Origin of the sequence: Solidesulfovibrio fructosivorans JJ] (assembly GCF_000179555.1) — a bacterium.
In the GTDB taxonomy this organism is placed as follows: Bacteria; Desulfobacterota; Desulfovibrionia; order Desulfovibrionales; family Desulfovibrionaceae; genus Solidesulfovibrio; species Solidesulfovibrio fructosivorans.
In genome coordinates, this window is sequence record NZ_AECZ01000008.1 from 122,161 (window position 1) to 136,466 (window position 14,306).

13 protein-coding genes are annotated in these 14,306 nt (G+C 63.8%); 6 read left to right on the forward strand and 7 right to left on the reverse strand.

Going from position 1 to position 14,306, the window contains the following annotated elements:
• Positions 1-46: 46 nt before the first annotated feature.
• The gene (locus DESFRDRAFT_RS07785; RefSeq protein WP_005992772.1) at positions 47-301 is read right to left on the reverse strand and encodes a Mor transcription activator family protein; all 255 of its coding nucleotides are present in this window, start codon (positions 299-301) and stop codon (positions 47-49) included.
• A 153-nt stretch (positions 302-454) separates the two neighbouring features.
• On the opposite strand from DESFRDRAFT_RS07785, the gene DESFRDRAFT_RS07790 reads away from it, so the two are divergent.
• Entirely contained in the window at positions 455-1,279 is an 825-nt protein-coding gene (locus DESFRDRAFT_RS07790; protein WP_005992773.1) for an XRE family transcriptional regulator, read from the forward strand.
• A 120-nt stretch (positions 1,280-1,399) separates the two neighbouring features.
• Here DESFRDRAFT_RS07790 and DESFRDRAFT_RS07795 read toward each other — a convergent pair whose 3' ends face one another.
• Positions 1,400-3,454, reverse strand: coding sequence for a methyl-accepting chemotaxis protein (locus DESFRDRAFT_RS07795; RefSeq protein ID WP_005992775.1), 2,055 nt, complete (start codon positions 3,452-3,454; stop codon positions 1,400-1,402).
• A gap of 457 nt (positions 3,455-3,911) precedes the next feature.
• On the opposite strand from DESFRDRAFT_RS07795, the gene DESFRDRAFT_RS22085 reads away from it, so the two are divergent.
• The 4 genes from DESFRDRAFT_RS22085 to DESFRDRAFT_RS07810 all read left to right on the forward strand — a co-directional run bounded on the left by DESFRDRAFT_RS22085 (position 3,912) and on the right by DESFRDRAFT_RS07810 (position 8,635).
• The gene (locus DESFRDRAFT_RS22085) at positions 3,912-4,133 is read left to right on the forward strand and encodes a hypothetical protein (RefSeq protein WP_005992777.1); all 222 of its coding nucleotides are present in this window, start codon (positions 3,912-3,914) and stop codon (positions 4,131-4,133) included.
• Positions 4,134-4,180: 47 nt separating this feature from the next.
• Positions 4,181-5,467, forward strand: coding sequence for a toll/interleukin-1 receptor domain-containing protein (locus DESFRDRAFT_RS07800; protein WP_005992779.1), 1,287 nt, complete (start codon positions 4,181-4,183; stop codon positions 5,465-5,467).
• A 178-nt stretch (positions 5,468-5,645) separates the two neighbouring features.
• The gene (locus tag DESFRDRAFT_RS07805; RefSeq protein WP_005992781.1) at positions 5,646-7,328 is read left to right on the forward strand and encodes a hydantoinase/oxoprolinase family protein; all 1,683 of its coding nucleotides are present in this window, start codon (positions 5,646-5,648) and stop codon (positions 7,326-7,328) included.
• Positions 7,322-8,635: a histone deacetylase family protein gene (locus tag DESFRDRAFT_RS07810; protein ID WP_005992782.1), complete on the forward strand. Its 1,314-nt coding sequence runs from the start codon at positions 7,322-7,324 to the stop codon at positions 8,633-8,635. The genes DESFRDRAFT_RS07805 and DESFRDRAFT_RS07810 overlap by 7 nt, the downstream gene beginning before the upstream one ends.
• 537 nt (positions 8,636-9,172) lie before the next feature.
• Here the strand turns inward: DESFRDRAFT_RS07810 and DESFRDRAFT_RS07815 are convergent.
• The 5 genes from DESFRDRAFT_RS07815 to DESFRDRAFT_RS07835 form a co-directional block, all read right to left on the reverse strand.
• Positions 9,173-9,766: a hypothetical protein gene (locus DESFRDRAFT_RS07815; protein ID WP_005992784.1), complete on the reverse strand. Its 594-nt coding sequence runs from the start codon at positions 9,764-9,766 to the stop codon at positions 9,173-9,175.
• Between the two features lie 62 nt (positions 9,767-9,828).
• The gene (locus DESFRDRAFT_RS07820; protein WP_005992786.1) at positions 9,829-10,131 is read right to left on the reverse strand and encodes a hypothetical protein; all 303 of its coding nucleotides are present in this window, start codon (positions 10,129-10,131) and stop codon (positions 9,829-9,831) included.
• Positions 10,132-10,151: 20 nt separating this feature from the next.
• The gene (locus DESFRDRAFT_RS07825; protein ID WP_005992787.1) at positions 10,152-11,525 is read right to left on the reverse strand and encodes an HlyD family type I secretion periplasmic adaptor subunit; all 1,374 of its coding nucleotides are present in this window, start codon (positions 11,523-11,525) and stop codon (positions 10,152-10,154) included.
• A gap of 79 nt (positions 11,526-11,604) precedes the next feature.
• Positions 11,605-12,870 (reverse strand): glutamate-1-semialdehyde 2,1-aminomutase, encoded by a 1,266-nt coding sequence (hemL, locus tag DESFRDRAFT_RS07830; RefSeq protein WP_005992788.1) that lies wholly within the window; start codon positions 12,868-12,870, stop codon positions 11,605-11,607.
• Between the two features lie 18 nt (positions 12,871-12,888).
• Complete coding sequence (locus DESFRDRAFT_RS07835) at positions 12,889-13,320, reverse strand: VOC family protein (RefSeq protein ID WP_005992789.1); 432 nt, start codon at positions 13,318-13,320, stop codon at positions 12,889-12,891.
• A 474-nt stretch (positions 13,321-13,794) separates the two neighbouring features.
• Between DESFRDRAFT_RS07835 and DESFRDRAFT_RS07840 the strand changes: the two genes are divergently transcribed.
• The gene (locus DESFRDRAFT_RS07840) at positions 13,795-14,223 is read left to right on the forward strand and encodes a 3D domain-containing protein (protein WP_005992790.1); all 429 of its coding nucleotides are present in this window, start codon (positions 13,795-13,797) and stop codon (positions 14,221-14,223) included.
• Positions 14,224-14,306 lie beyond the last annotated feature (83 nt).

Sequence of the window (14,306 nt, forward strand, 5' to 3'; positions counted from 1 at the left end):
GGGGGAACCCTTTCTGCAGAAAGGGTTCCCCCCGGTCTTCCTCTTCTCAATGAACGCGCGCCACAATGCGGCGCAGATGCCGGTCGGACAGGCCGAACTGGTCGCGCAGGGCGAAGAGGTCGGCCCCGGCCTGGTACATGCGCCGGATTTCGTTGTCGCGGCGTCTCTTGCGCGAACTCGTGCCGTTGGGGATATCCAGCCGGCACCCCCCCCATTCGGCGATGAGGGCGTCCAGGGCGGCCCGGGCCGCGGCTTGGCCCAGGCTTTCCGCGAGCTTTGCTTCCAGTTCGAATTCGCGCATCAAAACCGTCTCCGTGACAAGGTGGCATGGCCGGGCTTGTGCTGACGGAATCTACGAGTATTCCTAACTGGAATATTTGTCAAGAATAATATTCCAAAAAAGGAATGGACATTCCCCCCCGGGCTAAGGCAAAAAACAAGGATGATGCGCGTTATGCCCCCTGCCGCCCTCTCCGAATCCGGTTCGCCGCGTTCTGGAGAAGAACAGTGCTTCTGGAAGGCGCTGGTCGATCTGGCGGCCATGGAGAACGCCAACCAGGCGGGTCTGGCGGCCTTTGTCGGCGTCAGCCAGGGGTATGTCAGCAAGATACTGTCGGGCAAGCAGATGCCAAAGCATGGGCTGCGCCGCCGGTTTGCCGCCTTTTTCGAGCTGTCCTACGAGGAGATGCTGGCCCTTGGCCGGGAGCGTTTGGAAAATCAGGCCTACTTGCCCGAGGGGGAAGGCTCGCGGCGCTACCATGTCCGCGAGCCCCAGTACGGCGGCGAGGCGACGGGCCGGCCCGCTTCGACCGGCGCGGACAATGCCGCGCTCAAATCCATGCTGCGCGACATCCGGGCCAGGGAGATGCACCAAGTCTATTATACCGAGGTGCCCCTGCGCGAGGCAACGGGCTCCATGGGCGGCGGCTCCACCGAAACGGGCGACCGGACGCTCACCTACCTGAGCTTTCGCACCGAATGGATACGCTCCAAGGGCAACCCGGAATACATGACCGTCATCCGGGCCTTCGGCGACAGCATGGACCCCACCATCACCGACGGCAGCGTGGTGCTCATCGACGAAGGCCGCCGGCAGTTCGTGAAAAACAAGGTCTATTACCTGCGCTACAACGGGCAGATGTACATCAAGCGACTGGTGGAGCGCGAGGGGCATCTGGCCATCGCTTCGGACAACGACCCCAATGTGCTTCTGGTGTCCGATGCCGACGATTTCGAGATCATCGGCCGCTGCATTTGGACGGCCAAGGATCTGGATTGAGCCGCAAGATGTTTCCTAAGGAATATTTGTGGCCGTCATATTCCAAAAAGGAATGCTTTTGACGACAGCCTCGCGACGGAGCGTCGTCGAAACGCTTCGTCGCGAGGCCCGGCGCGCGCGTTAGCAGTCCGAACCGACGCAATTATCCCTGAACGCGGACACCATTTCCTCCAGGGCGTCGACCTGCCTGGTCATGTTCTCCACCACGCTCGAGGATTCCCGCATGCCCCGGGCGATATCCCCGGACAGGCGGCTGACGTCCTCCTCGGCCCGGCTGATCTGCTCGCTGGCCGCCGATTGTTCCTCGGCCGCCGTGGCGATGCCCTGCACTTGCTCCGAGGTCTCGTCGACCAGATCGACGATGGCGCGCAGCGCCGCCTCGGATTCCCCGGCCAGCTCCGTGGCGTTGGCCACGGCCGCTGTGGCCTCGTCGACCTTTTGCATGCTGTCCCGCGCCCCGGTCTGGATGGCGCCGATGGATGCCCCCACTTCCTTGGTGGCGACCATGGTCTTCTCGGCGAGCTTTCGCACCTCGTCGGCGACGACCGCGAAGCCCCGCCCGGCCTCGCCGGCTCTCGCCGCTTCGATGGCGGCGTTGAGGGCCAGCAGGTTGGTCTGGTCGGCGATGTCGGAAATGACGTTCATGATGGCGCCGATGGCCTGCGCCTTTTCCCCCAGCGCGTCCATGCCGGCTTTGACCTCGCGGGAGACGGCGTCGACGCGGCTTATGGCCTCCAAGGACTTTTCCACCACGTCGCGGCCTTCCAGGGCCTGGCTGCGGGCCGAGGCGGCCTTGGCCGCGGCCGCGCCCGCGTTCTTGGCCACCTCGAGCACGGTGGCGTTCATCTGCTCCATGGCCGTGGCGGTTTCCGCCGTGCGCCGCTCCTGCTCTCCCACCGAGGACACCACGGTGGCGACTTCCTCGGCCAGCTGGGACGAACCCTCGGTCAGGGCCTGCATCACGCCCTGGAGTCGGTTGGCGGCTATAAGCAGCCCCTGGGTCTTGGCTTCTTCGGCCGCGGTCGTGGCCTTCCTGGCCTCTTCCAGGGCCTCGGCCGCGCGGGCTGCCTGGGCGATGGCCTCCTCGCCCTTGGCCTTGGCCTCGCCGAGGCTGGCCATGATGCTTTCATTCATGGAACTCAGCGCGTCGCCAAGGGCTTGCAGCTCGTCGCGGCTGTGGATGTCCAACTGGTGATCGTGTTGGCCCCGGGCCACGGCGGCGGCGAAATCCACGCACCGGCGCAGGCCGCTGAGGACGAACACGCGCATAAGGATGATGATGGCGGCCAGGATGGCCAGGGTGACACCCAGGGCGATGAGAATGTTTTGGCGCGTGGCCGCGCCGGTGATGGCTCTAAATTCGGCCAGCGGGGTTTCGACCGCGAACAGCCAGCCGGTCTTGGGCTCCTTGGTGACGGCGACCAGGTGGTCCCCGGCGGCGTCGTGATAGGCGAGCACGGCGGTCCGGGTCGTGGCCAGGATGCGCTTGCCCGCCTCGGTCGTGGCGAAGTCGGTCTTCATGAGCAGGGACTTGTCCGGATGGGCCAGGACCATGCCCTGCCCGTCGAGGATGAAGGCGTAGCCGGTCCGGCCGATCTTGGTGGCGGCAAGGTCGTTGGTCAGCGACTCGAGGTCCATGCCGCTATTGAGCACGCCCACGAGCTTGCCCGAGGCGTCGCGGATGGGCTGGGCCAGGACCACGGCCGCCTTGCCGGTGGTGCGGCTGACGATGGCCTTGGACACGACGTCGGCCTTGTCCTCTTGCGTCACCATACGGAAGTAGTCCCGGTCCGGCACCTTGATCTTGCCCACGCTTTTTTCGTTTGTCGAGGCGACCGAGGTTCCTTGCGGGTCGAAGATATTGGCGTAGTCGGCTCCGGTCATGCCGGCGACCATGGTGTCGAGCATGGCGTTGGCCGCCGCGGCGTCCTGGCCCTTGGCAGCGCTGATGAAAAGCGGCGTCTTGGCGAAGCTGGCCAGGATCTTGAGGTTGGAGGCCACGGTGCCGGTGATGTCCTTGGCCATGGACTGGCACAAGAGCGTCATGGACTGGCCCTCGACGTATTTCAGCGCGGAGTTTGTCGTATGGTCGTTTACCGCGACCAGGACCGCCATGCCGATGACGACGATGGCCAAAATAGGCGTGAAGAACTTGGTGCGAAGTGACAGGCGCATACCGTTCCCTCCTGACGGGGTTGCGGAAATGGCCGCGGGAACGCAACGGCGGGGGTTACACCATGCCACGAACCAGGTTTTGTGTCCATGAATCAGTATATGATAAAGATGTTACCGAAGCTCCCCGGCCTCCTTTCTGTTGTGTGCCCCGGGGTGGTCATGGCGTTATGGTTGTCGCCGCGTTTGGGCCGCCATGCCCTTGCCGCCGGTTCGTCGCGCATTGCAGGGTGAAAGGCTGGAAAAGCATTGCGACCGGAGTGGTTATGGCCATGTCGTGTTCCATTGCCAGTCATACATTATTGGCTGCTCCGGGATTGCGTATGCAGCTGACCGGTCTGCGCCCTTTCCCTGGACCATTTTCTGGTACAACCACGGTTTGCGCTTTGCGGCGTATTGTTTGGGGCGCGCTTGCCCGGCAAGATGCCCATCGCATCGCTCCACCGCCTGGAGGGCGTCAATGCGGCTCGGCTCGTCCGTTCGCCGCGTCGCGGGCGTGCATTGCGGTACGCGCCGCATCGACCCGCAAGCAGGCCCGGACGCCACGGCTGCATTCCGCCAGCATTTTTTCAGGCGAATGCTTGCCTTTCCTCACTGCTCCTATTACTGTATCCATGAAATCCAAAAAAAATATACGCTATTACTCGCCTTTATCTCTTTAGATGCTATCGCGTCGCAATAAAACGGGGCGGCCCGCCCTGCGGGCAAAAGCCCGACGCAGGAACGACCATGGAAGAGCATAGGGAAGGTGGGGTTTTTATCAGTTATTGCCGGGAAAATACTGATATCGCGAGTATTCTTATTGAGTGCTTTGAGGAGCTTCGAGTCCCTTTCTGGATAGACAAGCGCAATATAGGAGGCGGCTTAGCGTGGGCGGACGAGATTTCTTCCGCTTTGAAGTATTGCGAAGTAATGGTTCTCCTTTACTCGTCCGAGTCGAATAAATCGACTTATGTCCGTAATGAAGTGACGATAGCATTGGAAAAGGATAAAACTATTATCCCGATTCGCATTGAGGATATTTCGATCTCCGAAAATTGGGAAGTCCTTTTAAAGCATTGTCAATTTGCGGATGCATTTAAAAATCCAAGGGATGAGCTTCGAAAGATAGCGGAGCATGTTTATCATACGTTGCAGAGGATAAAAAATCAGCCGTACGATGATAAGTTGCTCCATAAATACAACAAGAAGTGGACGCGAAAGAGCAAAGTTCTCCTTGCCGCCGCGACAATGGCCACCGTGGCCATTGTGACTATTCCTGTTCTCACGCTCCATTTCAATGTCGCGACCCTGACCACGAGCGAGGCCACGGTACCGACGCCAAATGTCGGGACACAGGCCGCCGCGACGCCCACAGCCTCCATCCCCATTGCGGCGAAAGCTCCCGCGCCTGTCCGGGAAGCCGCTGTGGCCGCGCCCGCAACGCCTCCGGCCGTGCGGGAAGCCAAAAAACCGGAAGTCACGGTTGCCGCGCCAGGGCGGCAGTACGCCGCCCTCACGCCGCCGCCCACGACGCAACCGGCCCAGACCCGATTGCGCGGCGATTTCGACGTCAATGCCCGCATCATGCGATTTTTGACGAACTATCTGAGCAACTACAACCATGGGAGCGTCGCGGACGTCATGGGCGCCTATGCGCCCCGAGTCGACTTCTTTGGTACGCCAAACAAGAGCAAGAGCAGCCTGTATAAAGACATGGCGGCGTATTTTGACCGCTGGCAAAAAAGAAGAAGCAGGCTGCACGATGATGTGCGCATCGTGAACACTGACGATCCGACCGTGAAGCGGGTGACGTTTTCCTATGATTTTTACCGGGAGCGCGGTGAAAAGGAAAAACAGAGCATCCAGACCAGGGGCTACTATAAAAGCCCAAAGGACAACAGATGGTGCTCTTCCGGCCTTGCCAATGATACGCTGACATTGAGGATTCTGAATAATTCCATACAAATCATCGGCGAAACGCAGAACGCCGTCACACTCGACAAGCCGAAAAACACCTGCAACGTCATTCCGTAATGTGGCGACGGGCATGATCGTCGCTTTTTCGATCGGCCGCGCCATGTCCGCCCGGGCCGAAAACGCCGCGCCCGCCGCTGCCCCGTTGCCTCGGCCTTCGCGTGTGGCCCGCCTTTTTTCCGGCCTCCCCGCCGTCGCCCATCTCGACGCCGGCCGGCCTTGATGCTACTTGCTTGCCATGCTTTGCGGCATCGACGTCGGCGGCACCCATACGGACGCGGTCCTGATCGGGCCGGAAGGCATCGTGGCCTGCGCCAAGCTGCGCACAAACCACGACGACCTGCTGGCTTCCGTGCACGAGGCCCTGTCCGGCATCGTGGCCGTGTCCGGGCCGAGGACCATCACCCGGCTCAATCTCTCCACCACCCTTTCCACCAACGCCATTGTCGAAGGCACGGCCGATCCGGTGGGCATGCTGGTTTCCGGCGGCCCGGGCATCGATCCCGAGGCCTACCGCCTGGGCGGGCATTATTACGTCCTGCCCGGGGCCATCGACCACCGGGGCCGGGAAACCGCCCCCCTCGACATGGCCGCCGTCGACGCCGCCGTGGCCGCCTGCCGCGCCGTCGGGCTGACCGTCCACGCCGCGGTGACCAAGTTTTCCACCCGCCACCCCGAACAGGAACTGGCGCTTCGCGACCGGCTTGCCGGCGCGTCCGATTTCGTGTCCCTGGGCCATTCCTTTTCCGGTCGGCTGGGCTTTGGCCGGCGCATCGCCACCGCCTATTGCAACAGCGCCGTGTGGCGTCTCTACAACCGCTTTTGCGACGCTGTGGAGCAGTCCGTCGCCGAACTCGGCCTGTCCCCGGACATCATCAACGTGCTCAAGGCCGACGGCGGCACCATGCCGCTCGGCGTCTCGCGCGCCCTGCCCGTCCAGTCCATCCTGTCCGGCCCGGCCGCCTCGGTCATGGGGATCATCGCCGTGTGCGACATCGCCGAGGATTCGGTGATCCTCGACATCGGCGGCACCACCACCGACATCGCGGTCTTCGCCGCCGGCGCGCCCCTGGTCGAAAACGAGGGCATCGCCATCGCCGGCCGGCCGACCCTGGTCCGGGCCCTTCGTACCCGGTCCATCGGCGTGGGCGGCGACTCGGCCATCACCGTCGACCGCGAGGCCGTGCGCGTCGGCCCAAGGCGACTGGGGCCGCCCATGGCCCTGGGCGGTCCGGTTCCGACTCTGGTCGATGCGCTCAACATCCAAAACGTCATCGCCCTGGGCGATCCCCGCGCCTCCTTCCGGGGGCTGGCCGCCGCCGGCGAAGCCATCGGCATGGAGCCCGACGAGGTGGCCGATGCCGCGATCATAAGCGCCGTCAACCACATCCGTTCCGAAGTGGCGGCCTTTGTGCGCGAGATAAATGACCGCCCGGTCTACACCATCTTCGAACTGCTCGAAGGCCGGCGCGTGGCCCCGAGCCGCGTCTACGTCATGGGCGGCCCGGCCCTGGCCCTGTCCGGCCTGCTCCAGGACGCCTTTTCCGAGGAAGTGGTGGTGCCCGAGAGCTTCGCCGTGGCCAACGCCATCGGCGCGGCCCTGGCCCGGCCGACTTTTTCCGTGGAGCTTTTCGCCGATACCGCCGCCGGACGCTTGACCATCCCCTCGCTTGGGCTTTCCCGCACTGTGGCCGACAACTACAGCCCGGCCGCGGCCGAGGGCGAGGCCGCCTCGAAACTGCGCGAATACCTGGAGAGCCTCGGCGCGGATCTCACCGAAACGCCGGTGGAGACGGTCGAGTTGTCCTCCTTCCCCATGGTCGAAGGGCAAACCCAGGTCGGGCACAACATCCGGGTGGCCTGCCAGGTGCGGCCGGGCGTGCTGGCCGCGTACAAAAAGGCGGTGTCCCAGTCATGCTGAAGGCCAAAAACACGCTCGGCATCGTCTTTTTCCCGGCCTTCGACTGGGCTATCTCCCCCACCCATCCCGAACGCCAGGAACGCCTGCTCTACACCCAGGACCAGCTGCGCGAGGAAGGCGTTTTCGACATCCCCGGCATCACCGAACTCAAGCCCGACCTGGCCACGGCCGCCGATGTCGCCCGCACCCACTTCTGTTTTCCCGACGTCGCTTCCGTGACCACCCACTCGCACATGATCTCCGCCGGCGGTGCCATGCGCGCCGCCCGCACCGTTCTCGACAAGGAGGCCAAAAAAGCCTTCGCTCTGGTGCGCCCCCCCGGCCACCACGCCATGAAGGTGGTCCATGGCGCGCGCGGCTTTTGCAACATCAACATCGAAGCCGTCATGGTCGAATGGCTGCGTGAACATTACGGCCCCCTGCGCGTGGCCATTGTGGATACCGACTGCCACCACGGCGACGGCACCCAGGACGTCTACTGGAACGACCCGGATACCCTCTTCATCTCCCTGCACCAGGACGGCCGCACCCTCTACCCCGGCACCGGCTACCCCTATGAAATGGGCGGCCCCGGGGCGCTCGGCAAAACCGTCAACATCCCGCTTCCCCCCGGCACCTCGGACGAAGGCTTCCTCTTTGCCGTGCGCGAAGTGGTCCTGCCTCTTTTGGCCGATTTCAAGCCCGACCTGGTCATCAACTCCGCCGGCCAGGACAACCACTTCTCCGACCCCATCACCGACATGGCCTTCTCCGCTCAAGGCTATGCCAAGCTCACCGAACTCCTCGGCGCGGACATCGCCGTGCTTGAAGGCGGCTACGCCATCCAGGGCGCGCTGCCCTACGTCAACCTCGGCATCGTGCTGTCCATGGCCGGCCTCGACTACTCCCACGTGCGCGAACCGAACTTCGACCCCGAAGCCATCCGCCAACCGGCCAAGGTCACGGGCTATATCGAAGAAGTCTGCCGCGACATCCTCGCCCTGACCCGCAACCCCAAGCCCCCCAAAGGCGAAACCGTCAACGGGTGGTTCTCGCGCCGCAAGACGCTGTATTACGATACGGACGCCATAACGGAATACCAAACCGAATCCGTGCGGCTGTGCGACCATTGCCGGGGCGTGGTCAAATACGAGACCGAATCCACCCGCAACCCGCTGTGCCTGGGCGTCGAAGCGCCCATCGGCGCCTGCGGGAAATGCGTGGAAGAAGCCTACCGCATCTACGAGGCCGGCCAGATCAAAGGCGAATACCGCCACCTGCAACTTATCGACCGCGTCCACAAGCACTACGCCAGTTACACGGGCTAACCGGGCGGATGAAGCGGGGGCTCTGCCCCCGAGCCCCCGGCAGAGGCTCCGCCTCTGCACTCCGCCGGGAGGCCACGGGCCCCCCGGACCCCCCGTCCGGTGTGCTTTGGCTGGGCGGGGATGGGTTGACTGGCGAGAGGTCAGATCGCTGGAAGATGGGGGCGGAATTTGTCGGGACGGTGCATGTCGCTTCGCGACAAGCTCGTCCCAGGCAAATTCCGCCCCCACCACGCCGGTCGCCCCTTTGGGGCGACATTTCAGAAAAAGTGATTGTTGTTTAAATGCGGCGCTTCGCCGCTGGCGCGGTTGTTGCCGCAATCGTGTCGGCGTCGAGGCGCGAAGCGTCTCGTGTCGCCGGGCCGATTTCGGCGACAAATATTCGAGTTCCCGCCACCCCGCAAAAGCTCCACCCGGCAAAGCGTAAAAGGGGGTCCGGGGGACATCAAGTCCCCCGGCGGAGAGGTGCAGGAGAGGCAGAGCCTCTCCTGCCGGGTCCAGGGCAGCGCCCTGGCGGGGTGCAGGGGCGGAGCCCCTGCCTTACGGACGCCAGTCGGACAGCACGCCGGTTTCGTTGTGGGCAAGCCATTCGCGCATGCTTTCGGGGTCGCGTACGCCGCCTGTGACGACGGCCCGGTAGAGGTCGATGGACAGGAAGTCGACATCCGGCGTTGTGGCGCGCCAGGCTTTGAGTTCCAGGATGGTCCGGCGCAGTTGCGGGGTCATGGCCTGGCGCAGCGGGCCGACAAGGTGTTCGCCGCGCGGCAGGGCGTAGTCGTCGGGGGCGCTCCACATGTCGATTTTCCAGGTGGTGTCGTCGGCGTCCTGGAAGCGGATCTGCCAATAGAGGGCCTTGTCCGGGCCGTACATGTGGTTTTGGAACAGGGTTTCGCGCACGCCCGGATGCTCGGCGGCCGTGGCCAGGACGGCGAAGCCGTCTTGCTGGCGCAGGGTTTCGCAGTAGACTTCGAGGTCGATGTCCGGGTCGAGGGCCAGGTCATGGGCCACCGCGCCGACCAGGACAGGGCGGCCGAAGCGGCTCCAGGAGCGCATGAGGCCGAGGGCGTCGACGATTTCCAGGGCACGGTCGCGCATGGCGCGGCTGCGTTCCAAAATATCCGTTGTCGCGGACACTTGAGTACCTCCTCGTGCATGCGGTTAGGGGGAGGCGGTGGTAGGCGCTGCGGCCCGGATTGTCAAAAATTCGGGCTGGGGCTGCCGGGATCGTTTTCCTGAGGCGGCTTTTGAGTTTTTCCGCCATCGGCTGCCGGGCGCTTCGCGACCAGTCCGGCGGTCTTGAGCTTTTCCATGACGCCGGCGAGCATGGCGAAGGATTCGATGAAGCCTTCGGTGGTCATGACGAGGCGTTGTTTGCGTTCCTTGGCCGGTTTCCCCTTGCCGTCCAGGCTGTCGGCGGAAAGGGCGAAGAAGTCGATGCGCACGGCTCCTTTACCGAAGCCGATGCCGGAAATGCCGTCCACGAACAGTTCGTCGCTCATTTTGTCATCGCTCCGTAGTCTTAGGGTTCGCGCAGGCTCTCGTCGAACGAGCGGATCAGCGGATAAAGCAGGTAGGTGATGACGCGGCGTCGGCCGACCTTGATCTCGGCGGTGACGGCCATGCCGGGGAAGAGGTGGAAATCCGGGGGCACGTTGGTGAGCGCCGCTTGGGTGATGGCGGCGCGCACGCGGTAGACGAGGCGTTGACCTTCCTGGGTCTGCTTTTCGAAGGCGTCGGGGCTTATGGTGCGCACCACGCCCGTGGCGGTGCCGTGGCGCTGGAAGGGGAAGGCCTCGAATTTGAGCCGCACCTGGTCGCCGATGCGCACGCGGCCGATATCCTGGGCGGCCACTTCGGCTTCGGCCACGAGGTCGTCGCCGCGCGGGACGATGGTGAGGAGCGTTTCGCCCTGGCCGGCCACGGCCCCGGCCGCTTTGGCGGCGACGTCCAGGACGAGGCCGTCTTCCGGGGCGCGCAGGATGACTTGGTCGCGCAAGTGCTCGGCCTTGCGTTTTTCCTGGTCGGCGGCGGCCAGGGAGCGGCTGGCCTCGGCCAGATCCTTGGCCGCCTCGGCCTGCCAGTTGCTTTCGAAATCGCGGGCCTGGGCTTCTGCCCGGGCCAGGGATTCGCGCAGCTCGGCGGCTTCGCTGGTCAGTTTGGTCAACTGGCCCTCGGCGTCGATGCGGCTGCTTTGGGCCTTCATGTATTCGACCTTGGAGCTTGCGCCCTGCTTGTAGATGTCGGCGTACATCTTCTCCAGGTCGCGGGCCAGGGCGATTTGCTTTTTGTTCTTGGCGGCTTCGGCGGCGTTGGTGGCCAGCTTGGCCGAAAGTTCCCGGACCTGTCGGGCCAGGGATTCGGCCTTGGCGGCGTGTTCCTGGCGTCTGGCCAAAAGCAGGCCGCGTTCCAGGGCCAGATCGGCTTCGGTCAGGCCGGCCGGCGGTTTGCAGCTCCCGCCGGTTTCGCAGGTCAGCCGCCAGACCTTGGCGGCGAGGCTTTGCCAATCCTTTTCGCGCTCCACCAGCCCGGCCTGGGCCAGGGTGGGGTCCAGGGCCACCAGCGGGTCGCCCTTGGCCACGGACTGTCCGGCCGAGACGTAGATCTGGCGGATGACGGCGGTTTCCAGGGCGGCCACGGTGACGTTGCGCCTGGAGGAAACGAGCTTTCCCGGCGCGGCCACGATGCGGTTCACTTTGGCCAGGCAGGCGAACAGCAAGGCACAGAGGATGAAGGCGAGCAGCAGATAGAGGGTCAGGCGGTAGCGCACCGGAGTGGGCGCAACCATGATTTCCAGGGCGTCGGGCTGAAAAGCGGCGAAACGGGCGGCCGGCGGCATGGGAGTGCCGGGAATGGCCGGAGGCGCGGCCTGTTTACGCTTCCACGGCAGGATCACTGGCGTCCTTTTGAAAGTTTTTGAAGGGGGTCCAGGGGGAAACTTTTTTCAAAAAGTTTCCCCCTGGCCGCCGGAGGCATTAAAACTTCACGCCACGCGCGGCGTCGAGGGTGCGGGCGAAGTCGTCCTCGGTATGGGCGAAGGACGTAAAGGCGCATTCGAAGGCCGAGGGGGCGAGGAAGATGCCGGCTTCGCGCATCTGCTTGTAGTAGCTGGCATAGCGCGCCGTATCGCCCTTTTTGGCGTCTTCGAAGTTGGTGACCGGGCCTTCGCGGAAAAAGAGCGTGAAAAGCGATCCCGCCTGGTTGAGCCATACCGGCGCGCCCTTGTCGCGCAGGATGGCGGCCAGTTCTTCGGCCAGGGCCTTGGTGCGTTGCGCAAGCCCGTCGTAGTCGGCGTTTTTGAGCGTCTTGAGGGTGGCCAGGCCGGCGGCCATGGCCAGCGGATTTCCGGACAGCGTGCCGGCCTGATAGACCTCGCCGCAGGGGGCGATGCGCTCCATGATGTGGCGCTTGCCGCCATAGGCCCCGACGGGCAGCCCGCCGCCGATGATCTTGCCGAGGCAGGTGAGGTCCGGGTCGATGCCGAAGACGCTTTGCGCGCCGCCGTAGGCGATGCGGAAGCCGCATATGACCTCGTCGAAAATGAGCAGCGCGCCGTTTGGGGCCGTCACCTCGCGAAGCCCCTCCAGGAAGCCGGGAGCCGGGGGCACGAGGCCCATGTTGCCGGCCACGGGCTCGACGATGACGCAGGCGATGTCGTCGTTGGCCGCAAAAAGGGCCTTGACGGCTTCCAGGTCGTTGTAGGGCGCAAGCAGGGTGTGGCGCACGGTGTCGGCCGGAACGCCGGGGGTTCCGGGGATGCAGAAGGTGGCGAGCCCCGAGCCGGCGGCGGCCAGGAAGGCGTCGGAGTGGCCGTGGTAGCAGCCCTCGAACTTCACGATCTTGGACCGGCCGGTAACGCCCCGGGCGAGGCGCACGGCGCTCATGGTGGCCTCGGTGCCGGAGTTGACCATGCGCACCATCTCGATGCCGGGCACGGCGTCGACCACGGCCTGGGCCAGCCCGACCTCGTCCGGGCAGGGCGCGCCGTAGCTGGCCCCCTTGTCGGCGGCGGCGTGGATGGCGGCGGTCACGTCGGGGTGGCGGTGGCCGAGAAGCATCGGGCCCCAGGACATGACGTAGTCGATCAGTTCCCGGCCTTCGACGGTGGTCATCTTCGACCCCGAGGCCGAGGCGATGAAAAGCGGATCACAGCCGACGCTGCGGCAGGCCCGCACAGGGCTGTTGACGCCGCCGGGAATGAGTTTCTGGGCTTTTTCGAAAAGGGATGCGGAATCGGTCATGCCGTGGGCTCCGGATGGTTAATGGTCCTGGTCGGCGTCGCCGGAAAAGGTGAGGACGTAGCCGTTGACGTCTTGGAGGCTGCATTCGCGCGCGCCGTAAAACGTGACGTGGGGGGCCTTTATGAAGGGCGTGCGTTCGCTGACGCGATCGTAGAAGGCGTCGAGGTCGTCGCAGGTGAGCACGATCACCACCGAGCCGCCGATTTTGGCCTCGCCCAAACGGGGCAGTTCGGTGGTCAGGGAGGCCCGGGACTGGAAGATCAGGCGGGCTTGACCGCTTTTGACCTCGGCCAGGGCGAGCCGGCCGGAGGCGGGGGGTCGGTCGACGACCTGCCGGGTGTCCTCGGTGACGCCGCAAACGAATTCGAAGCCCAGGACGTCCCGGTAAAAGGCCACGGAACGGGCAACATCCTCGACCATGAGCTTTGGCGCGGCGCGGGTGACAGGCATTGGTGCACTCCTTGACCCGCCGCGGCCATAAGCGCGCCCGGGTCGCGGCGCATGGTAGCCGTGCGGGACGCCCGGCGCAAGCCTGTCCGGCCGGGGCCATTTTCAACTTGCAAAAACAAGGGGCTACGTTGCGCGACCACGGTTGGACCTTCAGTCGTCTCGAAAGAAGTTTTTCCGTATGAATTTTATAATATATTGAAATAAATATATAAAAATTTTCAAACCTCCCGCCGGAACCGGCCGGTTTCGGCTTGACAAGCGCCTGCCGCTCCACTAGGTAGCGACGCTTCAAAACGGACCGAGAATCCTCCGTATCATCCTCGCGGCGCGCTTCATCTCAGAGAGTATTCCTCGCATCGTCGTCAACACGTCGATCCATGGCTGCCGCACCAGGGATCGATCCGCCAACAGCTTTGACTCTGCCTATTACCGCTATGTGTCATTGCTTGAATACTGCATGGAGGTACATGCAATATGAGAGTTGCTTTTATTGCCATTGCGGCTATTTTTCTGACTGTGACAGCCCATGCCGCCACGCATAAAAATATGCTCCCCAAAAGCTCCCGGCCCGGGAAAAAAATTCTGGCCACCATCACCGTCTACACGCCCTCCCCTCGTGAAAACAACGGCCCCGGCACCAAGTCCGGCACGGCCATCGGCACCCGCATCCGGCCGGGCATCGTGGCCGTCTCCCGCGACCTGTTGCATGCGGGCTGGGACTATGGTGATAAGGTGCGCATCAAGGGGCTCGGCACGTTTATTATCGAGGACACCATGCACCAGCGCTTCCGGCGCACCATCGACGTGGCCGTGCCCAACCTGGCCGCGGCCAAGAAGATCGGGAAACTCCGGAATATCGAGGTGACGCTGCTGGAAAGCGAAGCGCACGACGCGGATAGTTAAGGGAAGAATAAAGAACCGGGGGGAAACTTTTCTGGAGAAAAGTTTCCCCCCGGACCCCCTTTCCAAAGACTTTAACAGTTACA